This window comes from Rhodococcus sp. MTM3W5.2, from assembly GCF_001984015.1.
Lineage (GTDB): Bacteria > Actinomycetota > Actinomycetes > Mycobacteriales > Mycobacteriaceae > Rhodococcus_G > Rhodococcus_G oryzae.
Map to the genome: position 1 here is coordinate 1,851,093 of NZ_CP019572.1, position 23,418 is coordinate 1,874,510.

Sequence of the window (23,418 nt, forward strand, 5' to 3'; positions counted from 1 at the left end):
GCCGCGAACGATATCTGCAGGTCGGCGGACAATCACACGCATGACGCTGGGCGGTGAACCGAACTTCCGTGAACTCGAGCCCGGCATCGTCACGGACTTCAGCGCCAGGATGAGCTACGGCTCCTACCTCGATCTCGGCACGCTGCTCAGCGCGCAGAACCCGGTCAGCGAGCCGCAGCACCACGACGAGATGCTCTTCATCATCGCGCACCAGACCACCGAGCTCTGGCTCAAACTCGTCCTGCACGAGGTCCGCGCTGCCCGCGCCGCGTTCGCCGAGGACTCCATCGGGGTGGCGCTCAAGTGCATCGCCCGCGTCAAGCACATCCAGAAGTCGATGACCGAACAGTGGTCGATCCTGGCGACGCTGACACCGACCGAGTACGCCGAGTTCCGTGGCTTCCTCGGCAGCGCATCGGGATTCCAGTCATACCAGTACCGGGCCGTCGAGTTCATCCTCGGCAACAAGAACGCCGACCTGCTCAGGGTGTTCGAGGCGGATCCGCCGTCCCATGCCGTCCTCGACGATCTCCTGGGCGAGCCGACGCTGTACGACGAGTTCTGGCGCTGCCTCGCCCGCGCAGGCTACGACGTGCCCGGTTCCGCGCTGGACCGCGAGGTCGCCGGGGCCTATGCGCTGAACCCCGAGCTGATGCCGCTGGTCAAGCACGTCTACGAGCACCCGGGGACTGCTGGCCCGCGTACGAGTCCTTCGAGGAGCTCGTCGACCTGGAGGAGAGCTTCCAGCTCTGGCGGTTTCGGCACCTACGGACCGTCCTGCGGGTGATCGGGATGAAGACCGGCACCGGTGGCTCCTCCGGCGGCGCGGGGTACCTGCAGCGCGCGCTCGAGCTGAGCTTCTTTCCCGAGCTGTTCGCGGTGCGCACCGAGCTGGGCAACTGACGGGCCGCGACATGAACGTCGACGTCGCGAACCTGTGGAGCGGGGCGTGGTTGGGACGTTGCCGACTGACGGTGGACGGGAATCTGTTGGTCTCGGCTCGGCGGCGACGCGGAATTGACGGGCACGCCGACCTCGAAATACCCGGCGTGGTGTTCGCTGGCCTGCGCGACGCCCACGTGCACCTCGGGCTGGTCGACGCCCGCGCCCTCTTCGCGGGTGGGCTGGCGGTGGTGCACGACCTCGGCTCGCCGCCGTCGGTACTCGCACCGTTCGCGGACGCGGCGGTGCGCGCCGGACTACCCGAGGTGAGCTTTGCGGGTCAGTTCCTCACCGCCCCCGGCGGGTACCCCACCGACCGGTCATGGTCGGCGGCCGAGGCGGTGTGCGTGGTCGACGGACCGCAGGCGGCGGCGAGCGCCGTCGACACCCAGGTCAGGGCGGGAGCGGCCTTCGTCAAGATCATGCTGAACAGCGTGGCGGGTCCGGTGTTCGACGACGCGACGCTCGGCGCACTGGTCGGCGCCGCCCATGCGGACGGAATTCCCGTCGTCGCGCACGCGGAGGGACAGGGTCAGGCCGCGCGTGCCTTCGAGGCCGGAGTGGAACGACTCGCACACACGCCGTGGACCGAGCGCCTGCCCGATGAGCTGCTCGCGGCGATGGCGTCATCGATGCGGTGGATCAGCACGCTCGACATCCACGGCCGCGGAAGTGAATTCGACGTCGCCACGGACAACCTTCGCCGGTTCCGCGGATGCGGCGGGGTCGTGATGTACGGAACCGACCAGGGCAACGGCCCGCAGCCGGTCGGACTCAACCCCGGTGAATTCGACGCCCTGCTCGACGCCGGCCTCGATCGGGTGGCCGTGCTGGAGTCGATCACCATCCCGTGGCCGTCGGACACCTCGACCCGGCTCGCGTGGACGCCCGGCACGCCGCCTGCCGATGAGAGACACTGGGTCTCGTGGCTCGCCTCGACCCGCAACCTCGACCCGGCGCAGATCAAGGAGCAGTTCGGATGAGCGTCTCCAGTCCTGTCCCACAACGATTCTCGGTGCGCGCCGTCGAACTCGACGAGACCGATCCGCTGGGCTCGTACCGGGACCTCTTTGTCGATGCCTCGTCCGTCGTCTCCTACCTGGACGGGAACTCGCTCGGACGGCCGACCAAGGCGGGTGCCGAGCGGGTGGCCCGATTCGTCACCGAGTCATGGGGCGGCAGGCTGATCCGTGGCTGGGACGAGGAGTGGTTCGACCTGCCCCTGACGATCGGTGATGATCTCGGGCGGGTGGTGCTCGGGCAGCGGCGGGTCAGACCGCGGTGGGCGACTCCACCAGCGTGCTGCTCTACAAGCTGGCCAGGGGCGCCGTCGCGCTGCGGCCGGGACGCGACGAGATCGTCCTGGACACAGACAATTTCCCCACCGACCGCTACGTCCTCGAGGCGGTCGCGTCCGAGCTCGGGATGACACTGCGATGGATCGAATCGGATCCGCGGAGCGGAGTGCACGCGGACGAGGTCGCCGCGGTGGTCGGGGACCGGACCGCGCTGGTGGTGCTCAGCCACGTCGCCTATCGGTCGGGTTACCTGGCCGACGCCGCCTCGGTCACAAGGGTCGCACACGCGGCGGGCGCGCTCATGCTGTGGGACCTGTGCCACTCGGTCGGCTCGGTTCCGATCGAACTCGACGAGTGGGGCGTCGATCTCGCCGTCGGCTGTACCTACAAGTACCTGGGCGGCGGGCCCGGTTCGCCCGCCTTTGCCTATGTCCGCGCCGGGCTGCTGGAGGAGTTCGTGCAGCCGATCTGGGGGTGGATGGGCCGCGAGGACTGCTTCGAGATGGCGGCGGGCTACCGGCCCGCGCGCGGCATCCGGCGGATCCTCAGCGGCACGCCGGCGATACTCGGGATGATCGCGATGCGCGACACCGTCGAGCTCATCGACGAGGCGGGGATCCACGCGATCAGGGCGAAATCGGTGCGGCTCACCAAGTTCGCGCTCGAGCTCGTGGCCGAGTCGCTGGTTCCGCTGGGGTGGCGATCGCGTCGCCGGTCGACCCGAGTCTGCGCGGCGGCCACGTGACCATCGACCACCCGCATTTCCGGGCTGCGACCCCGGCGCTGTGGGAGCGCGGGGTGATCCCCGACTTCCGGGCGCCCGAGGGACTTCGGTTGGGGCTGAGCCCGCTGAGCACCAGCTTCAATGAGGTGGTCGCCGGGGTCGAGGCGATCCGTGCCGAGCTGGCGGCTAGAGCTACACATAGCCCGACTCGGTAACGCCGTTGACGAATACGACGAAAGGGACTGCAGGACGCTCGTCCAGGCGGGCGGCGTGTTAGTCGAGGGGATCGATGGGGCGCAGTGCTGGGCCGCGGTGGGGGTCGACCGACACGCTGGTGGTGGTGTCGATTGTGGCGGTCGGGGTGATTGTCGCGGGACTGTTGCACACGCCGGGTGAGAGTGCGCCGCACGATGCGTCGGCGCACACCTATGTGACGCCCGACGTGGAGTATCCGGTCGAGATTCCGGGCTGCGAGACGGTGTTGGCCCCGTCCGAGGGCGAGATGTTCGGGGTATCCTTCTCGGGCGAACAGAGCTATGACAACCCGCGCTATCCGTGGTTTTCCGGACCGAAGGCCACGGCTATGAGCGAGGCGCTGATCGCGGCACTACCCGGCAGCGTGGAACTCGAGTACGCAGGTCCCGCCGATTCGCTAGTGTTCGAACCGATCCCGGTCTACAGCACCTCGTCCGAACTCCCCGAGGGCATCACCGAGGAGGACTTCGGTGGTTCGACCTACGCCCGTGGCATACTCCTCCGCGATTCGGCGCGCGGGTCGCTGTCGGTGAGCGTGACTCGCTGGGACCAGCCGGTCCCGGAATGCGCCGCCGGACAACTCGATCGCCGTGCCACGCATTCGGACGGCACGATCATCGACACACAGGACACGTGGGCTGAGTACGACGGGAACCGGAACCTGATCCGCACTGCCACCGCGTACTTGCCGGACGGAACGCAGGTGTACGCCTCGGCGAGCGACGAGGACCCACGGGCGCCGGTGGGCGGCGGTCGATACAGCGGGCTCGTACCGCTCACGATCGAGGAATTGAGCGATATCGTCAGGACACCCGGGCTGCGGGTCACCGCGCAGGTTCCCCTTGGCACGCCCCCGCCGCCGACCTCCTGTGGCAGCGGAACGGGTTCGAGCGGCGAGCCGTTGACCCGCGAGAGCGTCGAACGGCTGGGCCTGGCCCTGGACGACGCCTGGCGGGCGCACGCGCCGGAGGGCGTCACTCTCGAACGAAGCCTCGGATCGTTGCAGCCCTCCGAGTATGGGGGTCGAGCGCCTGCACGGAGATCAGTGTCACCGGCGTGGCGGGAACCGGTAGGCTGCACATCGATATCAGCGCCGGGCACGAATTGCCCTCGGCACCAGATGAATACGATCCGGCAAACGCGTGGAACAGTACGAAACGCGAGGTGCTGCCGGACGGTTCGGTGGTCGAGCGGGACATGCCTTCGATCGTGACGGTGACTCGGCCGTCGGGCACCCAGGTCAGGATCATGCTCTCGGATGTGCCGCCAGGAAGCCTGGTGACCATGGACCGGTTGCAGGCCATCGCCACCGCGCCCGGACTCGAGCTGACGCGGTGACGGTCGGGCGGGGAGGATGGCAGTTGATCGCGGCTGCAGTGGTGGCAGCGGTTTCCGTGTCCGGGGCGGTGCTGGTGGTCGCACGCAGCGGCAACGAGTCAGGGTCGAGGTCGCTATCGGAGAGTCCGTGGCTCCCACGGCGGCGCCCGAGTTCGGGGACACTCCCGACGTCGGCTGGACACTGGATGCAGCAGAGACCTTTGGGCGCTCGTTCGCGGCCTTTCGCGATCCCCGGTTTGGCAGCGAATTCGACTCGGATACTCCGGGATTCATTGACGGCGGCGACACCCTGGTCACCCTGATCGGCCTGCCGAACCCGCGTGGCTACAGCCTCGATCGGGCCGCCATGGTCGGGGTCAGGTCGACGGACGGCGACGTGCGCTGGCGGACAATCGCCGACAACCTGGGTGGATGTGCCGATGCGCCGCTGGACGGGAAGGTTGTCTGTTACACGAACGGCGCCGACGGCCGGTCCGCGATCGTCTCTGTCGACGTGGAAACCGGGGCCCTCACCCGGACGGAGTCGGACTGGATGATCCTGGCACTCGAGGCCGATGGTAACCGCATCTTCATCGCGGAGGGCAATCCCGAGGACAACGACGTGGAGGTGCATGCCGGGACACCCCTAGACCCGGATGTGTTCTGGACCAACAGGTTCGATGTGGGCGCGGCCTGGGAGGACGCATTTGGGCAGATGCTGAGCACAGGGCACGGGGTCGGTGTGCTCGAACTCGGCGGCGACGTCGTCGGTTTCGACCTCGAGTCGGGCCGGCAGACCTGGACGAGGGGAACGCCGGAGTGCATCGGCTCGGTCCACATTGCCCGGCCCGGAGTGGTGGCGATGGCCCGCACCGATTGCGAAAGTGGCCGGGACCTCGGCGCGGAGGCGGTCGATACCCATGGCCGGGTGATCGCGAGTTCGGAGGGGGAGACATCGGTACAACTCGAGGTCGACGAGCCCTCTGCGGATACACCGCTGATTCTCGGTGACTCCGCCTACGACCGACGCGGCGGCGAACGGATCTGGACCGCAGCGGAACTGAGTGACGGCGCGGTCACCGCCGTCACCGGGGACACCGTGCTGGTGCGACGCAACGAATCCGCCGAGGAGGCCGGACTCGACGCGCACACGGGTGAGGTTCTCTGGCGCCGGGAAGCCGACGACACCTCCGGCACCCCCGCCGTGCACGACGGCCGGGCTCTGATCGCGGTCGGGAGCACATCGCTGTCCGCCACTGACATCCGGTCGGGCGAGCGGGAGTGGGTGATGCCGTTCACCGCGATCGTTGACGAGGATCGGTCCGCTTCGGGGAGCCCGACCCTGCGGAGATCCGGCGAGGTCCTCGTCTACACGACAGACCGGAGCATGGCCGGGCTCGTTCCCGGCTGATGTCAGCCCCGAGCCTCGGCGGCCAGCGCGTTCAGCTCGTCGATCGCGCGCGACGCATCGTCGACGGGCACCAGCAGGTGGTCGTGGTGGTATCCGGCGATGACGTTGCAGCTGATACCGGCCTCGGCCAGCCGTGCGCTCACCGCCGCGGTGAGGCCGACCGCGTCCAGCGCGGAGTGCACCCGCAGCGTGAGCCATGCCGCCTCGAAGTCATAGCCCCAGCCGCGGGCGTCGGCCTCCGCCTTGGTGACCACCAGGGTGACGCCCTCGTCCTCCGTGATCGTCGCCGCCGCCGGGATCCCGGCGGCCGCCGCCGCGGGCACCGAGACGAACACGAAGGTTCCCGGACGAAGGACCGGGTTCATCGATGAGATCAGGACCCCGAGGTCGCGTTCGCCGCTCATCGCTCGACGATCTCAGAATTCGTACCGCGCCGCGGCGAGGTCGATCCGTCCGTCGCGGATCGGCACGCCCTCGAGCGCCAGCTTCGAGATCTGCCGGTGCGCGAGATGGGCCGCCGGCTTGCCGCTCGCGCCGAGCACCCGGTGCCACGGCAGGTCCGCCGAGTCGGTGCGCATGATCCAGCCGACGGTCCTCGGGCTGGAGAGTCCCGCGGCCGCCGCGATGTCGCCGTAGGTCGCCACCTTGCCGGACGGGATCGCCGCGACCAGCTCGCGGACCCGCTCGATCTGCGCCTCCGTGGTGGCTGCCACTTACAGCAGCTTCCCGATCAGTTCCGCGACGTCGCCCGGCCTGGCCTGCTCGACCATGTGATCGACGTCCATCTCGACCACGGTGAGCCGATCGCCGAGTTGCGCCGCGAGCGCGGTCAGGAACTCCGCGGTGACGTACGGCGGCTGCACCCGCATCGCCTGCACCAGGATCGTGGGCAGATCCGCGGGCGGCAGCACGAACGGTCGGGCCAGCTCGCCCCAGGACGCCACGATCGCGGGGATCGACATCCGCCAACCGACCCGGCCACCCTCCCGGTCGATCAGATGCTCGGCGAGCTCGGCGTCGAGCACCTCGTCCGCCACGTCCGCCCATGCCCCGTGCACCTTCTCCGAGCGCGCCTCCGCGGCGTCGGTGTAGTCCGGGAACCGCACGGTCAGGTCGGCGATCTCCGCCATGAACGCAGGGTCGAGCCCGAGCGCGGGGTCGAGGAGCACAAGGGCGCGCACCCGTTCCGGTACCCGGCGGGCCAGGTGCACGGCGATGGCACCGCCGTAGGAGTGGCCGACCAGCACGACCGGCTCGGTGGTCTCGGACTCCAGGACCCCGACGAGGTCCTCGACGTGGTCGGCGATGCCCCAGGGCGGCGACCACGTCGAGCGGCCATGGCCCCGCAGGTCGGGCGCGATCACCCTGGCCTCGGGCAGGTACCCCTCCGCGAGGTGCTGCCAGCGCTGACCGTGGCCGGTGAGGCCGTGCAGCGCCAGGACCTGGCGGCCGGCCTGGGGCCCGAAGCGGTGGATGTGGATCTCGCCCATGTCGGACATCTTGCCGGATCCCGCCGACCGCGGCCGACGCGGCGGACGCGCGGCGGTGGTTGTCGGCCCTCCGTGATGGAATGCCACCCATGTCGGTCGATCGGGAGCAGTCGCGGCGGGCCACCGCCACGTTGGTCCGCCGGTCGATGGAGGCAGGGCCATGCCGCGTGTGGGGCACCGAAGCGCAGCGGTTGATCGATGTGCCGCGTGGAGGCAGGGGTCGACGGCCCTGGCAGGTGCTCGGCGGACCGGGCACGGGCAAGACCTCGCTGCTGGTCGACCTCGCGGTCTCGCGGATAGCGGACGGCGGGTGCGACCCGGAATCGATTCTCGTGCTGACCCATTCACGCCGTGCCGCCACCGTGGTCCGAGAGGCGATCACCGCGGGCCTGCTCGGGTCCGCCGGTCCCGACTCGCTGCGGGCCACCCGTGAGCCGCTGGTCAGGACCGTGCACTCGTACGCGTTCGCGGTGCTCCGCCTGCAGGCCGCCGCGCATTCCAACCCGCCGCCGCGGCTGATCACCGGGGCCGAGCAGGACGCGGTGCTCCGCGAGATGCTCCGCGGTGACGTCGCGGACGGTGCCCAGCACTGGCCCGAGCGGCTGCGACCCGCGCTGTCATTGACCGGCTTCGCGGTCGAGTTGCGTGATCTGATGCTGCGGGCAGGCGAGCGCGGCCTCGGCCCCGAGGACCTCATCGCCCTCGGCCGGACGCACTCGCGGCCGGAGTGGGTGGCCGCCGGACGCTTCGCCGCCCACTACGAGCACGTGATGCTGTTGCGGGGCGCCGTCGGGGTGGAGGCCCCCGAGGCCACAGCACCGGCGCTCGACGCGGCCGAACTCGTCGGAGCGGCGCTGACCGCGTTCGCCACCGACCCGGAGCTGCTGCAGCAGGAGCGCTCACGGATCCGGTACCTGCTCGTCGACGATGCCCAGCACCTGGACCCGCAGGCGGCCGAGCTGGTCCGGTTGATCGGTGCGGGCACCGACCTGTCCGTCGTGGCAGGCGACCCGGACCAGGCCGTCTTCGGATTCCGGGGGGCCGACCCGCGGTTCCTGATGGACCTCGCAGACAACGGCTCGGAGAACCGGCTGATCCTCGACACCGATCATCGCTGCGCGGAACGGATCTCGGCGGTCACCGCCGCGATCGCAGGCCGCCTGCCTGGCCGGCCGCCACATCGGGGTGCGGCGGTCGCGACCGAGGAACCGGGCCGGGCCCAGGTGCAGGTGCTCGGCACCCAGGGCAAGGAGGCCGCGATGATCGCCGACACCCTGCGCCGCGCACACCTGCACGACGGCGTGCCCTGGTCGCGGATGGCGGTCGTGGTCAGGTCGGTCCCGCGGGTGCTGCCCCCGCTGCGCCGCGCCCTGCTGGCCGCGGGTGTCCCCGTCACCACGTCGGCCTCGGAACTCCCACTCGCCCGGCAGCATTCGGTCGGCGGCCTGCTGCTGGTGCTGCGCGCGGTCGCGGGCGTCGAGTTCACCGGCGAGGACGCGCTGGCGCTGGTGTCGGGACCGGTCGGCGGATCCGATCCGGTGACGCTGCGCCGGCTGCGCCGCGGACTGCGCAGGGTGGAACTCGCCGCCGGTGGTCAGCGTGACTCCGCGGACCTGTTGCGGTCGTTGATCGTGGACGGCGAGGACGAGCACAGGGGGCTGATCGCCAAGCTCAGCGACGGCGAGTCCGCCGCCCTGCGCCGGGTCCTGTCGATCCTCGGTCAGGCCAGGGCTGCCCATCGGAAGGCACGCGGAGTCGAGGGCGTGCTCTGGGCGACCTGGCAGGCGACCGGCCTGGAGAAGCGGTGGGCCGCGGCCTCCCTGCGCGGCGGGCCGATCGGCGCGCAGGCGGATCGTGACCTCGACGCGGTGGTCGCGCTCTTCGATGCGGCCGCCAGCTATGTCGACCGGTTGCCGCGGGCGACTCTCGCCGGTTTCGTGGAATACCTTTCCGAACAACAGATCTCGAGTGACTCGAGGACCGTCGCGGTTCCAGGAGATGCGGTGACGGTGCTCAGCGCGCACTCCGCGGCGGGCCGGGAATGGGATGTGGTGGCCGTGGCAGGGGTCCAGGAGGGGCTGTGGCCGGGCCTGCGAGCCCGCGGCACCCTGCTGGGCACCGAGGTGCTGGTCGATCTCACCGCCGGCGTCGGCGACGCCTCCCCGACAAGCGAGTCGCAGTTGTCGCGGACCGCCCCGCTGCTGGCCGAGGAGCGGCGACTGTTCCTGCTCGCCTGCAGTCGGGCCCGCCGGTCCCTGCTGATCACCGCCGTCGAGTCGGCGACAGGGGATGCGGACCTGGTGCCGTCGCGGTTCGTGGACGAGCTCATCGGCCGCGTCGAGGGCGACGACGGGCCAGGGGAGGCGGTAGTGGAACAGCCGGTGCCCGCGGGGCGGGTGCTGTCGTTGCCGTCGCTGGTCGCGGAACTCCGTCGGGCCGTGTGCGATCCGGACCTCGCCCGCAGCGATCCGCAGCGTCAGGCCAGGGCGGCTCGGCAACTCGCCCGGCTGGCCAGGGACGGGGTGCGCGGTGCGCATCCGCAGAACTGGTGGGGTGTGGGCGGGATGAGCACCGACGCCCCGCTGTGGGAACCCGACGACGGGCCGGTCCCGCTGTCACCGTCGACGATCGAGCAGCTGAGCACGTGTCCGTTGCGGTGGGCGCTCGAACGCAACGGCGGCACCGACGGCGAGAACACCCATGCCGTGACCGGGACCCTGGTGCACACCCTGGTCCAGGCCGTCGCGGGCAAGCTGCCGCCCGACCAGGTGCGCAAGGCGCTCGCCACCGCCTGGGACGCGGTCGATCTCGGCTCGCAGTGGTACTCGAGACGGGAGATGGATCGCACCGGACAGATGCTGGACAGCTTCTCCGAGTGGCTGCGGCTCTCGCGCGGCGAACTCACGGAGATCGGTGTGGAGGTCGCCGTCGACGGCGTCCTCGAGCCGCGCGAGGAGGGCGGACCCGAGATCCGGCTGCGCGGCCGGATCGACCGTCTCGAGCGCGACACCGAGGGCAGGCCGGTGATCGTGGACGTGAAGACCGCGCGCAACCCGGTCAGCAAGGAGGCCGTGCAGCAGCACGCGCAGCTGGCGACCTATCAGGTGGCGGCGCTGGCAGGCGCGATCGAGGGCGAGCCGCCCTCGGAGCCGGGCGGGGCGCGCCTGGTGTTCGTGGCGAAGCCGAACAAGAAGGAGGGCGCCACCCAGCGACTGCAGGCCCCGCTCGGCGAGGACGGCGAACAGGAGTGGCTCACCGTGGTGCACGACGCGGCCGCGGCCACCAAGGGACCCGGGTTCCTGGCGCAGCCGAACGACGGGTGCAGGCACTGCCCCGCCCGGTCGAGCTGCCCGGCGCAGGAAACCGGACGGCAGGTGACCGAGGGATGATGCGGGACACCGAGACGTGGAGGAGCGGGGCCCGGGTGAGCCCGGCCGACCTGGCGGTCGCGCTGGGTCAGCATCCGCCGACCGCCGAGCAGGCCGCCGTGATCGCGGCGCCTCTCGGGCCGACCCTCGTGGTCGCGGGTGCAGGTGCGGGTAAGACCGAGACGATGGCGGCCAGGGTGGTCTGGCTGGTGGCCAACGGCCTCGTCGACCCCGAGCAGGTCCTCGGGCTCACCTTCACCCGCAAGGCCGCCCAGCAGCTCACCACCCGGATCCGGCAACGTCTTGCGCGCCTTGCCGGTTCGGCCCTGTTGCGCAAGCTCGATCCGAGCGGGGATCTGCGCGGGCGGATCCTCGGCGGCGAGCCGGAGGTGAGCACCTACCACTCCTACGCCGGCCGGTTGCTGTCCGAGCACGGGCTGCTGCTGCCCATCGAGCCGTCCGCCGAGCTGCTGTCGGAGACCGAGCTGTGGCAGCTCGCGCACCGGGTGGTCAGTTCATGGGACGGCGATCTGGAGACGGACCGCACCCCCACCTCGCTCACCGAGGCGGTGCTCGCGCTGTCCGGGCAGCTGGCCGAGCATCTCGTGGAGCCGGAGGACCTGCGCGAGGCGCACACCGAGCTCGACAAGCTGATCCACACGCTGCCCGCCGGCCCCAAGCAGCGCGGCGGGCCGAAGAAGGAACTGCTCGACATCCTCGAGACCCAGCACGAGCGCGTCGCCCTGCTGCCGCTGGTGCAGCGGGTCTCCGAGACGCTCAGGCGGGAGGGTGCGCTCGACTTCGGCAGCCAGATGTCGCTGGCCGCCCGGGTCGCCTCGGAGCATCCCGAGGTGGGGCGCTCCGAGCGGAAGCGCTTCCGGGTGGTGCTGCTCGACGAATACCAGGACACCGGGCACGCCCAGCGGGTGCTGCTGTCCTCGCTGTTCGGCGGCGGCGAGGACGGCGATCTCGCGCTGACCGCCGTCGGCGACCCGATGCAGTCCATCTACGGCTGGCGGGGCGCGTCGGCGGCCAACCTGCCCAGGTTTGCCACCGACTTCCCGCTGCCGGGCGGCGATCCCGCGCCGCGCCTCGAGCTCCTCACCAGCTGGCGGAACCCGCCTGAGGCGCTGACCCTCGCGAACGCGGCCTCGGAGTCGCTGCGCGAGCGTGGGGTTCCCGTGCAGCAGCTGCGACCGCGACCCGGCGCGGTCGCGGGCGACATCCGGCTCGCGGTCACCGAGGACGTCGAGCGCGAGCGGGACTGGCTCGCGGCCCGGATCGCGGAGGAGTACGCCGCCGCGGCCGCCGCCGGACAGGCCCCGCCCACCGCAGCCGTGCTGATCCGCCGCAACGCCGACGCCGCGCCGATCGCGGCCGCGCTGCGCCGCCACGGTCTGCCGGTGGAGGTGGTCGGGCTCGGCGGATTGCTGCACACACCCGAGGTGGCGGACGTCATCGCCATGCTGCGGATGGTCGCCGACCCGCTCGCGGGCAGCGCGGCGATGCGGATCCTGACCGGGGCCCGGTGGCAGATCGGGGCCGCGGACCTGGCCGCGCTGTGGCGCCGGGCGCGCGAGCTGGCGATCGGGTCGACACACGGCACAGGGGGAGCGGTCACCGATGCGGCCAGCCTCGACCAGGCGCTCGAGGCCGCGCTCCCCGGCGAGCACGCCGAGCTCGCCGGTCTGGCCGACGCGATCTCGGACCCAGGTGGGCCGCAGCGTTATTCGCCCCTCGGCTACGCCCGGATCGGGGCGTTGGCGGCCGAGCTGGTCTCGTTGCGCGAACGCATCGGTCAGCCACTCACGGAGCTGGTGGCCGAGGTGGAGCGGGTGCTGGGGATCGGCATCGAGGCGCAGGCCCGGCTGCGCTTCACCGGCGACGGCGGTGCGGGCCGCGAGCATCTCGACGCCTTCGCGGACGCGGTCGCCGGGTACTCCCGCAATTCCACGGCGACTCTGACCGGGCTGCTGGCCTTCCTCTCGGCCGCAGAAACGATCGAGAAGGGCCTGGCCCCCGGCGAGGTCGAGGTCGCGCCGGATCGGGTGCAGGTCCTGACGGTGCACTCGGCGAAGGGGCTCGAGTGGCAGGTCGTGGCGGTCCCCCACCTGGTGGAGGGTGTCTTCCCGTCGAAGACCGCCTCGGGCAGCTGGCTGGGAGCCGTCGGTGAACTGCCGCCCGCGCTGCGCGGCGACCGGGCCCGTGATGGCGACGGCGCGGACGGTGTCCCTGTGCTCGATCTCGAGGAGCTGTTCAACCGCAAGGACCTCGAGGACGCCCTCGCCGACCACAAGGCCGCACTGGGTCGGCGCAGGCTCGACGAGGACAGGCGTCTGTTCTACGTGGCACTCACCCGTACCGAGCGGGCGCTGTACCTGTCCGGCCATCACTGGTCGGAGTCGGGCAGCGCCCCGAGGGGTCCGTCGGAGTTCCTGCTGGAGATGCGCGAACTCGTCGACGCGGCGGACGAGCTCGGGACGGTGGAGCTGTGGGCGCAGGCCCCGGACGAGGACGCGGAGAATCCGCTCACCGCGGAGCCGGTGACCGCGCAGTGGCCGAGCGATCCGCTGGGGAGCAGGCGTGATCCGGTGGAACGCGGCGCGGAGTTGGTGCTGGCCGAACTCATCGCGCTCGGCCCCGAAGACGAGGACGAGGACGAAGACGACGAGGCGGACCCGGAGGGCTGGGCCGCCGACGTGGACGTGCTGCTGGCCGAGCGCAGGCAGCGGGCGCTGGCCCGCGCCGAGGTCGCGCTGCCCGCGCAGCTGTCGGTGAGCCAGTTGGTGGAACTGGCCGCCGCGCCCGATGCGCTCGCGGCCAGGCTGCGTCGTCCGCTGCCGTATCCGCCGAATCCGCTGGCGCGCAGGGGAACCGCGTTTCACGCCTGGATCGAGCGGAGGTTCGGTGCCACCCGGCTGCTGGATCTGGACGAGCTGCCCGGCGCCGCGGATACCGGGGCCGTCGGCGACACCGACCTGGAAGGGCTGCAGGACGCCTTCCTGCGCTCGGATTGGGCGAACCGCAGCCCGGTCGAGGTGGAGGTCCCGTTCGAGACGTCGATTGCGGGCACGGTGATCAGGGGTCGCATCGACGCGGTCTTCGCCGACCCGGACGGTGGTTGGACCGTGATCGACTGGAAGACCGGTGCCGAGCCGTCGGCTGCCAACGAGCGGGCGGTGGTGATGCAGCTCGCGGCCTACCGGCTGGCGTGGTCGGAGCTGATGTCGGCCCGGTCCGCCGCCAGGGGAGGTCCGCCGGTGCCGTTGGGCAAGGTCCGCGCGGCGTTCCACTATGTCCGCAGCGGACGGACCATCGCGCCGACCGAGCTCCCCGACGGCGACGCGCTCGCCCGCCTTATCGACTCGGCGGGGGCGAGCGCCGAGCCCAGTTAGGCGCCGACGTCCCCCTTGCGGACCTTCATGGCCGCGAGGATCAGCGGAATCTGCAGTGGCAGGCGGGCGATCGCAATCGCCTTGAGCGGCAGCGGTGTCGAGCTGCGGCCGAGCCAGTCCGCGGCCATCTGCACGTTCGCGGGGAAGACCGCGACGAACAGCGCCGCGGCCAGCCCGCCGCCGAGCCGCCTCGTCCGGGGCACCGCGATGGCCGCCCCGATCGCGAGTTCGGCCGCACCGGAGAGGTGGGTGTAGGTGCGGGCACTGCCGGGCAACGCGCGCGGGACGATGCTGTCGAACGGCTTGGGGCTGACGAAATGCAGCGTGCCCGTGCCCAACAGGAGAGCGGCGAGTCCGGTGGCAGGCGAGATCTTCATGCCGCCAGCCTGCCCCACAGGAACCGGGCGCGCCAGACGCGCCGCGCGTGGTTGTCCGGCTCAGGCGCCGGATCGGGGGTTAGGCTGCCAGCCGATGTCAGCGAACTGGAGAACACGTCATGGCCGGTAAATTGCGTGCGCGGCTACGCAACCAGGAGGCGGCACTGACCGATCGGCCGGACTTCGCCTTGGTCGGGGTGCTGCGGATCCCCGAGGTGATGCGCAGTCCCGCGAGCGCGATCTACCGGCGGGTCCTGATGGCCGTCGTGGTGCTGATGGCGGCCGTTGTCGTCATCTACCTCGATCGTGACGGGTATCGGGACGCCCAGGAGAACGAGCTGTCCTTCCTGGACTGCCTCTACTACGCGACGGTCTCGCTCTCGACCACCGGCTACGGTGACATCACCCCGATCACCCCGAGCGCACGATTCATCAACGTCGTGGTCATCACGCCGCTGCGGGTGCTCTTCCTCATCATCCTGGTCGGCACCACGCTCTCGGTACTCACGGAGCGTTCCCGCCAGGCATTCAAGATCCAGCGTTGGAGGCATGCCGTGCGCAATCACACCGTCGTCGTCGGATACGGGACCAAGGGCCGGACCGCGGTCGAAGCGATGCTCGGGGACGGCGTCGCGGCCTCCGACATCGTGGTCGTCGACACCGACGCCACGGTGCTGGAGTCCGCCGCCAGCCTCGGGTTGGTGACCGTGCACGGGTCGGCAACGAAGTCGGACGTGTTGCGGCTGGCCGGCGCACAGCACGCGGCGGCGATCATCGTCGCGACCAATCGCGACGACACCGCGGTCCTGGTCACCCTCACCGCCCGAGAGCTCGCCCCGAAGGCGAAGATCGTCGCCTCCATCCGGGAGACGGACAACGCCCATCTGCTGCGTCAGTCCGGCGCGGACTCGGTCGTCGTCTCCTCGGAGACCGCCGGACGCCTGCTCGGCATCGCCAGGACCACCCCGACCGTCGTCGAGATGGTCGAGGACCTGCTCACCCCGAGGCCGGGTTCGCGATCGCCGAACGCGAGGTCGAACGCGACGAGATCGGCGGTTCGCCCCGGCACCTGTCCGACATCGTGCTGGGTGTCGTGCGTGAGGGCCGCCTGGTCCGGGTCGGCAGCCCCGAGGTCGACGCCGTCGAGGAGAACGACCGCCTGCTCTACATCCGCCGCGTGAGCAACTAGCCGCGACACCTAGGGTTGGGGTCGTGGCCAACTTCGAAATGACCGACGTGCCGATGCTGTCGCGGTCGGCGCTGGACCGCGCCGAGGAATTGCGCTCGGACAGTGAGGCTTTGCGCTCGGGTTGGGCCGACGCGTGGGTGCTCCGGGTCAACCACCGCGGTCAGGTCCGGCTCGACGGCTCCGAGTTGGTCCTCGACCCCGCGACCGAATTCGGGCCCGAACCGGTCTCCGGCGCGGTCTTTCTCGGCCGCCGCGACGGCAGGCACCTGTGGGCGATCCGGGTGGCCGCGCTGACCGGTGACCTCGGGGATCTGAGGTTCGTCGGGGACCGGTTGGCCGATACCAGCGCCGGCCTGCTGACCACGGCCATCGCCATCCTGAACTGGCACGACAGCGCCGGGTTCAGCCCCGTCGACGGGGCCGCGACGACTCCGACGATCTCCGGCTGGTCGCGGCACAGCACCAGTACCGGTCACGAGGAGTTCCCGCGCACCGATCCCGCGGTGATCTGCCTGGTCCACGACGGCGCCGACCGGGTGCTGCTGGCGCGGAACGGGAACTGGCCCGAGCGGCGTTTCTCGGTCCTCGCAGGGTTCGTCGAGGCGGGCGAGTCGCTGGAGGCCTGCGTGATGAGGGAGATCGCCGAGGAGGTCGGGCTGGTGGTCAGCGACGTCCGGTACCTGGGCAGTCAGCCGTGGCCGTTCCCCCGGTCGGTGATGATCGGGTTCTCCGCGGTGGGCGATCCCGACGCCCCGATCACCTTCGCCGACGGCGAGATCGCCGAGGCGCACTGGTTCGGCCGGGACGAGGTCCTGGCCGCCCTGGAGATGGGGGACTGGTCCGCGGACACGGACGCCCGGCTCCTGGTGCCGGGGTCCGTGTCGATCGCTCGCGGGATGCTCGAGGCGTGGGCGAAGGCCTAGCTAGCGGCCCAGCGCCTGCTTGACCTGGACCAGCGTCGGATTGGTTGCCGTGCTGCCGTCGGCGTACTTCACGGTCGGGACCACGTGGTTGCCGCCGTTGACGCTGCCGACGAAGTCGGCGGACGCGGGATCGTCCTCGATGTCGATCTCGACATAGCTGATGCCGGACTCGTCGAGCTGCTTCTTGAGGCGTCGGCAGTACCCGCACCAGGTGGTGGAGTAGATGGTCAGGTCGGTGGCGGTCTCTGTAGCGGTCACGGCGGATATAACACCACGGCCGTCGGCTCTGTTCCACGCCGGTTGTGATCCCGACGACTCGATGCGGAGCTGTCGGTGCGCCCTGCCATGATGGACGCCATGTCAGCGGACGATACGGGCCTGGACCCCCAGCAGTCGGCCGCGGTGCTCGCGCCACGAGGACCGGTGTGCGTGCTGGCCGGCGCGGGTACGGGCAAGACCCGAACGATCACCCGCCGGATCGCGCACCTCGTCGCGGGCGGGCACGTCTCCGCCGGACAGGTGCTCGCGGTCACGTTCACGGCGCGGGCCGCGGGCGAGATGCGGGCGCGGCTGCGCACCCTTGGCATCGGCGACGGCGCCAACCAGGTGCAGGCCCGCACCTTCCACGCCGCTGCGCTGCGTCAGCTCCGCTACTTCTGGCCGCAGGTCGTCGGCGACACCCAGTGGGACCTTCTCGACCGCAAGTTCGCGATCGTCGCGCAGGCGGCCAATAGGGTCGGCCTGTCCACCAGCACCGAATCCGTCCGCGACCTGGCGGGCGAGATCGAGTGGTCGAAGGCATCGCTGATCGCGCCCGAGGACTATCCGGCGGCGGCAGCGCGGACGCGACGGGAACCGCCCGCGGACGCGGCGAAGGTGTCCGACGTCTACACAGCCTACGAGGCGCTCAAGGTCCGCGACGGCGCGATGCTCCTCGACTTCGACGACCTGCTCCTACACACCGCGGCCGCGCTGGAGGAGCACTCCACGGTCGCGGAGGAGTTCCGCGACCGGTACCGCTGCTTCGTGGTGGACGAGTACCAGGACGTGACGCCGCTGCAGCAGCGGGTGCTCGACGCCTGGCTGGGCGACCGCGACGACCTCACCGTCGTCGGTGATGCGAACCAGACCATCTACTCGTTCACCGGTGCCACGCCGCGGTACCTGCTGGACTTCTCCCGGCGCTTCCCCGACGCCGCGGTGGTCCGCCTCGAGCGTGACTACCGCTCGACCCCGGAGGTCGTATCGCTGGCGAATCAGGTCATCGGCGCCGCGCGCGGCCGGATCGCGGGCACCCGGCTCAAGCTGATCGGGCAGCGCCCCCCTGGTCCGGCGCCGGAGTTCGTCGAGTTCGACGACGAGCCCGCCGAGGCCGCGGGAGTCGCGAAGGCGATCCAGAAGCTCATCGCGGGCGGCACCCCGGCCGCGGAGATCGCGGTGCTCTACCGCATCAACGCGCAGTCCGAGGCGCACGAGCAGGCACTGACCGAGCTGGACATCCCGTTCCAGGTGCGCGGGGGCGAGGGCTTCTTCACCAGGCCGGAGGTGCGCCAGGCCGTGTCCGCGCTCCGGCAGGCCGCCGGCCGCGACGACCTGCCGCCGGAGGCGGGGAGCGGCAAGGAGCTGATCACGCTGGTCCGCGCGATCCTGGTACCGCTGGGACTGACGGACTCCGAACCGGTCGGCGCCCAGGCACGAGAGCGCTGGGCCTCGCTCGGTGCGCTCGTCGCGCTCACCGAGGACCTTCTGGTGCACGAGCCGGAACTGGACCTCGACGGCCTGCTCAAGGATCTGGCCGCCCGTGCCGAGGCCCGGCACCCACCGACGGTGCAGGGCGTCACGCTCGCCTCGCTGCACGCGGCGAAGGGGCTCGAATGGGACGCGGTGTTCCTGGTCGGGCTCGCGGACGGCACCCTGCCGATCGCGCACGCGCTCGGTGACAGCAAGTCACCCGACGACGAGGCGGCAGTCGAGGAGGAACGCCGGCTGCTCTACGTCGGGGTCACGCGGGCGCGCGAGCACCTGCAGCTGTCGTGGGCCCTGGCCCGCAACGCGGGCGGCCGAAAGTCCAGGCGTCGCTCGCGGTTCCTGCACGGTCTCATCCCCGAGGATTCGCCCGCGTCCCGGATCGCGGAGCCCGCGCCGCAGAAGAAGCGCCCGCGGTGCCGGGTGTGCGGCAAGCAACTCCTCGGGACCAACGCGACGATGCTCGGCCGGTGCGAGGACTGCCCGTCGAATCTGGACCTCGCGCTGTTCGACGCGCTCAAGGCGTGGCGGTCCGCGAAGTCGAAGGAGCTCAAGGTGCCCGCCTACGTGGTGTTCAGCGACAACACGCTGACCGCGATCGCGGAACAGCAGCCGCAGGACGACCGTGGACTGGTGTCGATCCCGGGCATCGGCGCGAAGAAGCTCGAGCGCTTCGGTGCCGACGTGCTCGCGGTGGTGCGGGGTGAAGTGCCCGTGAGCGCAGACGAATCGGGATAACCCCAGGTCAAAAATAGGTTGTGCGGTTCCGAGGTGACCGCATACCCTGGTCTCCGACGCAGTGAGCTCCGGCTTGCCGTCGAGACAAGCCCGCAGGTGCCCCGGTACCGGCGGGACGGCACGAACGAAAAGGGAGGTGAACGGCAGATGATCGATTGGAACCGCAGCGCGAACGCGTACGCGGCGACCGCTCGTGTCGCAGGCGCCGCTCACCTGCCCGCAGCTACGTGGGCGGTGGCGCCGAAGCGCGTCGTCCGCCATCGCGCACACGCAGCAGCGCTTTTGTCCGTGCCCCGGAGTAGAGGCCGAATCACCATTCGGTAGGAACTCCTTCCTCTTGGCCACGGACGCACCAGCGGACCGTGGCCTTTGTTTTTGAGCTCGTTGCTCCAAAGCCCGGCTTTCGGTTCGCACCACGACCTGAATCCATCGCAGAGCTTTAAGGAGAACGACGTGTCTACCGCGACATGCCGAGACGATTTCCGGACCGTGACCGCCATCAGCGAGCCGACCGTGATCGCACCCGCTCGACGCGAACTGCCATGCCGAGCCGACAATCCCGATCTCTGGTTCGGTGAGACCCCCGCCGAGCTCGAGCAGGCGAAGACACTGTGTGCACAGTGCCCGGTTCGTGCCCGCTGCCTCAGCGCGGCTCTGGACCGTGCCGAACCGTGGGGCGTGTGGGGTGGCGAGATCCTCGATCAGGGTGTCGTCATCGCGCGCAAGCGTCCCCGCGGTCGCCCGAGGAAGGTGGCCGTCTGCGCGTGACCGGACGCCACGGCGCCGGACTCAGAGTTCGTAGTCGACGACGACCGGGGCGTGATCGCTCATCCGGAGGTCCGCGGCGGGTTCACGGTCGGTGCCCGCCGCGACGGCCGCCCGGGCGAGCCGGGGGGTCGCGAGGTGGTAGTCGATGCGCCAACCGGTGTCGTCGGCGAACGACTGCCCCAGCCACGACCACCACGAGTAGGGCCCGTCGGTGTCCGGGCACCGATCTCGGACGACATCGACGAGGGTGCGGGGGACAGGATCGAGCCGAACCACTCGCGCTCCTCGGGGAGGTAGCCCTCGACCTGGTTGCTGCGCCGCCAGTTCCGCACATCGTGTCGGGTGTGCGCGATGTTGAGATCGCCCATGAGCAGCAGGTCGCGTCCGCGTGCCCTGGCGTCGCGGCGCGATCGTGTCAACTGTCGCGCGAACCCGTTCAGGAAGCGCATCTTCCGCTCGTAGCGGGCGCCGCCGTCCGGGGCCTCCCGCATTCGCCCGGGCTTCTGCAGATGGGCGGGGAGGCCCCCTTCGGCAGGTACAGCGACGCGACGGTGATCGGAGCGTCGGCAAGGTCGACCTCGATGTACCGCCTCTGGTCGGCGAACTCGCGCAGTCCTCGCGCCAGCGGCGCCGGGCCGAGTTCGACTGTGTGGGTGTGGGTTTCGCCGGGGGCGCGCAGCACCGCCGTGCCGCTCCACGTCCGCACCGCTGCCGGCGCCTGCCGGGTCAGGATCGCGACGCCGTTGCGGCCTGCCAGCACGCCCTCGTCGTAGGCGAGGTGATAGGGGCCGAACACCCCGGACGGGATGGTGGCCGCGCGGGACCGCATCTCCTGCACGGCCACCACATCGGGGTCGCGCTCGCGCAGCCAGTGCTCGAAACCACGCCGCTGCGCGGCCCGGATACCGTTGACATTGAAGGTCGCGATCCGCACGAGTGCCCAGTGTAGGCAGTCGGCCTATGCGGTTACCCGGGCGACCCGATCGGTGTGCGGGGCCGCAGGACGACGACCGGAATGTCACGCTCGGTCCACGACTGGTAGGTGGCGAAGTCGGCGTAGGCGTCGACCAGCAACGGCCACAACCGGGCCCGCTGCGCAAGATCGGCCGTGGCCGCGGTGACGGCGCGGCGCTGTGCGCGGACCTGGATGTGGGTGTCCGGGTCCGCACACAGGTTGCGGTACCACTGCGGATGCTTCGGAAGTCCGCCCTGCGAGGCGACCACGACCACATCCGGTCCGTCCTCGAGGTAGAGCAACGGAGTGGTGTACACGGTGCCGGACTTTCGTCCCCGGTGATCGAGCAGCAGTGTCGGTACCGGTTTGCGGAATCCGGCACCGATGCGCCATGTGCCCCCGATGCGTCCCCCGGTGCGGCGGTAGAGCCAGACCTGGCACCTGCCGACGTACTTGAAGATCCTTGGCAGCAAAGGGGAATCGAGCTGGCTGGGCCGTGGTGGGGTCGTGCGTTCGTTCATGGGTGCTCCTTCGTCACGCGCGCAACGCCGAGTTCAGCCGAGGGCAACGCCGAGTTCGGCGGCAAAGGTCCTGATCATGTGCTGGACGCCGATCTCGTTGCGGCCGATGATCATGTGGTCGTGCTGGCCGCGCCGCACCCCCTCGCCGCACTGCGGCAGCATCGCGAAGTCCTCATCGCGGACCGCGCCGTGCACTTGCGCGAAGACGGTGTCGTACAGGTCGCGCTGTTCGTCGGTGGTCGCGGGGAACTTGGCCATCCAGCTGTGGCGCAGCGTGCAGCGCGTCGGGGACCCGGCGGGGAGCATGTCGAGAACCTCGACGCCGACCGGGCTGTTCGCGAGGATGAGGTTGGGGTAGATCCAGTAGACCACCCCCATGTTCGCGATCGGGTCCCACGTTCCCTGCGGGTTGGTGTCCAGATCGGTGATCCAGTTGAACGGGAAGCCCATGCGGTGGTGCCTGCCGAACGTGTCGTGAATCGAGGTGTTCGCGATGGTGTTCTGGCCGATCACGCTCTCGGAGTGGACGAACGGGAAATGGTAGCTCTCCGCGAACGCCTCGAGCGCGCCCTTCCAGCTCACGTCCGACTCGAACTCGCGCTCGTCGTGGTACCCGTAGGACTCGTAGCCGAACTGGGCCAGTTCGGGGCCCATGGGCCCGAGATGCGTATCCACGTCGATGGATTCGTCCGCGGTCAGCACCGCCCAGACGAATCCGTACTTCTCCTCGCTCGGCAGTTCCACCAGTCCGTAGTCGGAACGCTCCATGCCGGCGAAGCCCTCCTTGCCGGGCACACCGACCAGATTCCCCGTGTTCTTGTACGTCCATGCGTGATACGGGCAGGTGAAGCGGGTTGCGTTGCCGGAACCGCAGGCCGGCATCGCACCGCGGTGCCTGCAGTAGTTGAGGAAGACGTGCGTGGTTCCGCCGCTGTCTCGGGTGACCAGCAGCGAGTCGCCGAGGATGCTGCGCACGATGTAGTCGTTCGGCTGGCCGATCTGGGCGCTGGGCACGATCGCCAGCGGGGTGCGCCGCAGGATCTGTGCCTCCTCGACCTCGGTGATCTTCGGGTCCCGGTAGTAGTGCAGGGGCACCCGCAACGGCGACTCCGCCATCTCGGTCGTCTTGTCGAGGACGTGCCGGAGCGCGCGCCGGGTGAGGTCGTCCGTCACGCCGGTGCGAAGGGTGTCGGGCTGTGTGGTCATCGTCTGGTCCTTTCGCGCGTCCAGGTCGGCCGCTGATTCAGACCATACAATAGAGACCGTTTGTACGGTCTGAATCTCGGGATTCGACTCCACTGGCTCAGGTCCATTCGGTGCGCCGACGCGCGGGTAGGGTTCGACCGACACTCGGGCAGGAGGGGAGAAGGGGCGGATGCGTACACACGGTTGGTCTGGTGCGACACCGGCCGACGACGACGAGGCGATTGCCCGCATTCTCGACGCGGCCCGCCGCGCACTCGACCGGTCCGGTGGCGACGTCAGCATCACCGAGGTGGCCCGTGACCTCGGCGTCACGCGCCAGACCGTCTATCGGTACTTCCCGACCGCCGAGGCGCTGCTCGGTGCCACCGCGATCGCCCAGGCCGGCCCGTTCCTCGACCTCCTCGCGGCGCATCTCGGTGCGATCCGCGACCCCGCGGACGCCGTCGTCGAGGGCATCGCCTACACCCTCGAGCAGATACCCGAGGAGAAGTACCTGAACATGGTGCTCGCGCCAGGGCGGGCCAGTGCCTTCTCCGCGGGCGTCACATCCGACACCGCGCTGAGGTTCGGCCGGTCGATCCTCGACCGGTTCGGCGTCGACTGGGCCGAAGCGGGCCTGACGGGCGCGAGCCTCGACGAACTGGTCGAGCACATGCTCCGGATCGTGCAGTCCTTCGTCATCGACCCCGGACGCCCGCCCCGAGGCGCCGCCGAGTTGCGGAGCTATCTGCGGAAATGGGTGGCGCCGGCGATGGACCGATTGCAGTCGCAGGCCGGCACGACGTGAACGGAGAC

Annotated in this window: 21 protein-coding genes and 2 pseudogenes; 14 read left to right on the top strand and 9 right to left on the bottom strand. The window is 70.4% G+C overall.

Annotation, left to right across the window (positions count from 1 at the left end; all coding sequences use genetic code 11):
• The first annotated feature begins 40 nt into the window (after positions 1–40).
• The 7 genes and pseudogenes from BTZ20_RS08490 (at position 41) to BTZ20_RS08510 (ending at position 5,947) form a co-directional block, all read left to right on the top strand.
• On the top strand, positions 41–787 hold the full coding sequence (locus BTZ20_RS08490) for a tryptophan 2,3-dioxygenase (RefSeq protein ID WP_223263679.1): 747 nt from the start codon (positions 41–43) through the stop codon (positions 785–787).
• Positions 730–903, top strand: a complete 174-nt coding sequence (locus BTZ20_RS27870) for a tryptophan 2,3-dioxygenase family protein (protein WP_223263774.1) — start codon at positions 730–732, stop codon at positions 901–903. The genes BTZ20_RS08490 and BTZ20_RS27870 overlap by 58 nt, the downstream gene beginning before the upstream one ends.
• An 11-nt stretch (positions 904–914) precedes the next feature.
• Positions 915–1,925: a hypothetical protein gene (locus tag BTZ20_RS08495; RefSeq protein WP_077041057.1), complete on the top strand. Its 1,011-nt coding sequence runs from the start codon at positions 915–917 to the stop codon at positions 1,923–1,925.
• Positions 1,922–3,179: pseudogene (locus BTZ20_RS08500) on the top strand (kynureninase). Before BTZ20_RS08495 ends, BTZ20_RS08500 begins: the two are co-directional and overlap by 4 nt.
• A 125-nt stretch (positions 3,180–3,304) precedes the next feature.
• Positions 3,305–4,432 (top strand): hypothetical protein, encoded by a 1,128-nt coding sequence (locus BTZ20_RS08505; RefSeq protein WP_223263680.1) that lies wholly within the window; start codon positions 3,305–3,307, stop codon positions 4,430–4,432.
• Entirely contained in the window at positions 4,417–4,557 is a 141-nt protein-coding gene (locus tag BTZ20_RS27875) for a hypothetical protein (RefSeq protein ID WP_223263681.1), read from the top strand. Before BTZ20_RS08505 ends, BTZ20_RS27875 begins: the two co-directional genes overlap by 16 nt.
• A 127-nt stretch (positions 4,558–4,684) precedes the next feature.
• The gene (locus BTZ20_RS08510; protein ID WP_189636615.1) at positions 4,685–5,947 is read left to right on the top strand and encodes a PQQ-binding-like beta-propeller repeat protein; all 1,263 of its coding nucleotides are present in this window, start codon (positions 4,685–4,687) and stop codon (positions 5,945–5,947) included.
• Positions 5,948–5,949: 2 nt separating this feature from the next.
• On the opposite strand, the gene BTZ20_RS08515 is transcribed toward BTZ20_RS08510, so the two are convergent.
• The 3 genes from BTZ20_RS08515 to BTZ20_RS08525 are packed head-to-tail and all read right to left on the bottom strand — an operon-like array spanning position 5,950 to position 7,446.
• Positions 5,950–6,351: an ACT domain-containing protein gene (locus BTZ20_RS08515; RefSeq protein WP_077041058.1), complete on the bottom strand. Its 402-nt coding sequence runs from the start codon at positions 6,349–6,351 to the stop codon at positions 5,950–5,952.
• A 12-nt stretch (positions 6,352–6,363) separates the two neighbouring features.
• Positions 6,364–6,660 carry an MGMT family protein gene (locus BTZ20_RS08520; RefSeq protein WP_077041059.1) on the bottom strand — a complete coding sequence of 99 codons (297 nt, stop codon included), beginning with the start codon at positions 6,658–6,660 and terminating at the stop codon, positions 6,364–6,366.
• A complete protein-coding gene (locus BTZ20_RS08525; protein WP_411269115.1) occupies positions 6,661–7,446 on the bottom strand; it encodes an alpha/beta fold hydrolase in 786 nt (261 codons plus the stop codon).
• Between the two features lie 80 nt (positions 7,447–7,526).
• Between BTZ20_RS08525 and BTZ20_RS08530 the strand changes: the two genes are divergently transcribed.
• Both BTZ20_RS08530 and BTZ20_RS08535 read left to right on the top strand, forming a co-directional pair.
• Entirely contained in the window at positions 7,527–10,826 is a 3,300-nt protein-coding gene (locus tag BTZ20_RS08530; protein WP_145982254.1) for an ATP-dependent DNA helicase, read from the top strand.
• The gene (locus BTZ20_RS08535) at positions 10,823–14,200 is read left to right on the top strand and encodes an ATP-dependent DNA helicase (RefSeq protein ID WP_077043578.1); all 3,378 of its coding nucleotides are present in this window, start codon (positions 10,823–10,825) and stop codon (positions 14,198–14,200) included. The genes BTZ20_RS08530 and BTZ20_RS08535 overlap by 4 nt, the downstream gene beginning before the upstream one ends.
• Here BTZ20_RS08535 and BTZ20_RS08540 read toward each other — a convergent pair.
• A complete protein-coding gene (locus BTZ20_RS08540; protein WP_077041060.1) occupies positions 14,197–14,577 on the bottom strand; it encodes a hypothetical protein in 381 nt (126 codons plus the stop codon). The two genes, BTZ20_RS08535 and BTZ20_RS08540, sit on opposite strands and share 4 nt — an antisense overlap.
• Before the next feature lie 119 nt (positions 14,578–14,696).
• On the opposite strand from BTZ20_RS08540, the pseudogene BTZ20_RS08545 reads away from it, so the two are divergent.
• A pseudogene (locus tag BTZ20_RS08545) lies at positions 14,697–15,766 on the top strand (potassium channel family protein).
• 38 nt (positions 15,767–15,804) lie between these two features.
• Complete coding sequence (nudC, locus tag BTZ20_RS08550; RefSeq protein WP_077041061.1) at positions 15,805–16,689, top strand: NAD(+) diphosphatase; 885 nt, start codon at positions 15,805–15,807, stop codon at positions 16,687–16,689.
• Here the strand turns inward: nudC and BTZ20_RS08555 are convergent, their stop codons facing one another.
• Positions 16,690–16,947 carry a mycoredoxin gene (locus BTZ20_RS08555; RefSeq protein WP_077041062.1) on the bottom strand — a complete coding sequence of 86 codons (258 nt, stop codon included), beginning with the start codon at positions 16,945–16,947 and terminating at the stop codon, positions 16,690–16,692. It lies immediately after the preceding gene.
• 87 nt (positions 16,948–17,034) lie between these two features.
• Between BTZ20_RS08555 and BTZ20_RS08560 the strand changes: the two genes are divergently transcribed.
• Together BTZ20_RS08560 and BTZ20_RS08565 are read left to right on the top strand one after the other, a co-directional pair.
• Complete coding sequence (locus tag BTZ20_RS08560) at positions 17,035–19,173, top strand: ATP-dependent DNA helicase UvrD2 (protein WP_077041063.1); 2,139 nt, start codon at positions 17,035–17,037, stop codon at positions 19,171–19,173.
• A gap of 489 nt (positions 19,174–19,662) precedes the next feature.
• Entirely contained in the window at positions 19,663–19,941 is a 279-nt protein-coding gene (locus tag BTZ20_RS08565) for a WhiB family transcriptional regulator (protein WP_077041064.1), read from the top strand.
• A 59-nt stretch (positions 19,942–20,000) separates the two neighbouring features.
• On the opposite strand, the gene BTZ20_RS29750 is transcribed toward BTZ20_RS08565, so the two are convergent.
• Genes BTZ20_RS29750 through BTZ20_RS08580 form a run of 4 tightly spaced genes read right to left on the bottom strand, consistent with a single transcriptional unit; the run spans position 20,001 to position 22,623 of the window.
• Positions 20,001–20,432, bottom strand: a complete 432-nt coding sequence (locus BTZ20_RS29750) for an endonuclease/exonuclease/phosphatase family protein (RefSeq protein ID WP_411269116.1) — start codon at positions 20,430–20,432, stop codon at positions 20,001–20,003.
• Positions 20,378–20,875, bottom strand: a complete 498-nt coding sequence (locus BTZ20_RS29755) for an endonuclease/exonuclease/phosphatase family protein (protein ID WP_411269117.1) — start codon at positions 20,873–20,875, stop codon at positions 20,378–20,380. Before BTZ20_RS29755 ends, BTZ20_RS29750 begins: the two co-directional genes overlap by 55 nt.
• A gap of 32 nt (positions 20,876–20,907) precedes the next feature.
• Positions 20,908–21,417: a nitroreductase family deazaflavin-dependent oxidoreductase gene (locus tag BTZ20_RS08575; protein WP_077041065.1), complete on the bottom strand. Its 510-nt coding sequence runs from the start codon at positions 21,415–21,417 to the stop codon at positions 20,908–20,910.
• Positions 21,418–21,450: 33 nt separating this feature from the next.
• Entirely contained in the window at positions 21,451–22,623 is a 1,173-nt protein-coding gene (locus tag BTZ20_RS08580) for an aromatic ring-hydroxylating oxygenase subunit alpha (RefSeq protein ID WP_077041066.1), read from the bottom strand.
• A gap of 169 nt (positions 22,624–22,792) precedes the next feature.
• Between BTZ20_RS08580 and BTZ20_RS08585 the strand changes: the two genes are divergently transcribed.
• Positions 22,793–23,410, top strand: a complete 618-nt coding sequence (locus BTZ20_RS08585; protein ID WP_077041067.1) for a TetR/AcrR family transcriptional regulator — start codon at positions 22,793–22,795, stop codon at positions 23,408–23,410.
• The last annotated feature ends 8 nt before the right edge of the window (positions 23,411–23,418 follow it).

Excerpts from the sequence above, each read along its gene's own strand:
- BTZ20_RS08490 (WP_223263679.1), top strand. The coding sequence starts at position 41 with ATGACGCTGGGCGGTGAACCGAACTTCCGTGAACTCGAGCCCGGCATC.
- BTZ20_RS08495 (WP_077041057.1), top strand. The coding sequence starts at position 915 with ATGAACGTCGACGTCGCGAACCTGTGGAGCGGGGCGTGGTTGGGACGT.
- BTZ20_RS27875 (WP_223263681.1), top strand. The coding sequence starts at position 4,417 with ATGCCTTCGATCGTGACGGTGACTCGGCCGTCGGGCACCCAGGTCAGG.
- BTZ20_RS08515 (WP_077041058.1), bottom strand. The coding sequence starts at position 6,351 with ATGAGCGGCGAACGCGACCTCGGGGTCCTGATCTCATCGATGAACCCG.
- BTZ20_RS08525 (WP_411269115.1), bottom strand. The coding sequence starts at position 7,446 with ATGTCCGACATGGGCGAGATCCACATCCACCGCTTCGGGCCCCAGGCC.
- BTZ20_RS08530 (WP_145982254.1), top strand. The coding sequence starts at position 7,527 with ATGTCGGTCGATCGGGAGCAGTCGCGGCGGGCCACCGCCACGTTGGTC.
- BTZ20_RS08535 (WP_077043578.1), top strand. The coding sequence starts at position 10,823 with ATGATGCGGGACACCGAGACGTGGAGGAGCGGGGCCCGGGTGAGCCCG.
- BTZ20_RS08540 (WP_077041060.1), bottom strand. The coding sequence starts at position 14,577 with ATGAAGATCTCGCCTGCCACCGGACTCGCCGCTCTCCTGTTGGGCACG.
- nudC (WP_077041061.1), top strand. The coding sequence starts at position 15,805 with ATGACCGACGTGCCGATGCTGTCGCGGTCGGCGCTGGACCGCGCCGAG.
- BTZ20_RS08560 (WP_077041063.1), top strand. The coding sequence starts at position 17,035 with ATGATGGACGCCATGTCAGCGGACGATACGGGCCTGGACCCCCAGCAG.
- BTZ20_RS29750 (WP_411269116.1), bottom strand. The coding sequence starts at position 20,432 with ATGCGGGAGGCCCCGGACGGCGGCGCCCGCTACGAGCGGAAGATGCGC.
- BTZ20_RS08575 (WP_077041065.1), bottom strand. The coding sequence starts at position 21,417 with ATGAACGAACGCACGACCCCACCACGGCCCAGCCAGCTCGATTCCCCT.
- BTZ20_RS08580 (WP_077041066.1), bottom strand. The coding sequence starts at position 22,623 with ATGACCACACAGCCCGACACCCTTCGCACCGGCGTGACGGACGACCTC.
- BTZ20_RS08585 (WP_077041067.1), top strand. The coding sequence starts at position 22,793 with ATGCGTACACACGGTTGGTCTGGTGCGACACCGGCCGACGACGACGAG.